Here is a 513-nt window from a genome sequence, read left to right on the forward strand (position 1 = left end):
CTTGACGGCCATGTACGAGCCCGAAAGCGAGAGCGATGCGACGTTCTGGGAGGGCAGCGCAGAGGAGACCGCTTCTGAGCTGGGTGAACTGCTCCGCGACAAGGGGGTGGCACAATGACGGACGTCCTCGCGGTCACGGACCACCGCCGCGGCGACCTGCGCGACGTCAGCTACGAGATCATCACCGCCGGGCGCGAGCTCGCCGACGAAACCGGCGGCGACCTCCACCTCGCGGTCATCAGCGGCACCGTCGACGACTTCGCCGACAAGTGCAATCGCGACGGCGTCGACGCCATCCACACCGTCTCCCACGGCGAGGAGTTCAACCACGACGTCTACACGCAGGCGATTACGCAGCTCTACGACGAACTCGCACCACAGTACGTCCTGACGCCCAACAGCGTCAACGGGCTCGACTACGCCCCCGCCGTCGCCAACCAGCTCGATCTCCCCGTCGTCACCGACACGATCGATCTCGAGACGGACGGCGAGACGCTGATCGCGACCCGCGAG

1 protein-coding gene and 1 pseudogene are annotated in these 513 nt (G+C 66.5%); both read left to right on the top strand.

What is annotated here, in order from left to right:
* Positions 1 to 118 (top strand): annotated as a pseudogene (locus PGX04_RS34000) (electron transfer flavoprotein subunit beta/FixA family protein); the annotation flags it as partial.
* A partial coding sequence (locus PGX04_RS34005; RefSeq protein WP_465263874.1) for an adenine nucleotide alpha hydrolase family protein occupies positions 115 to 513 on the top strand: 399 nt, incomplete at its 3' end. The pseudogene PGX04_RS34000 and the gene PGX04_RS34005, both read left to right, overlap by 4 nt.

It is taken from the genome of Natrinema soli (assembly GCF_028618695.1).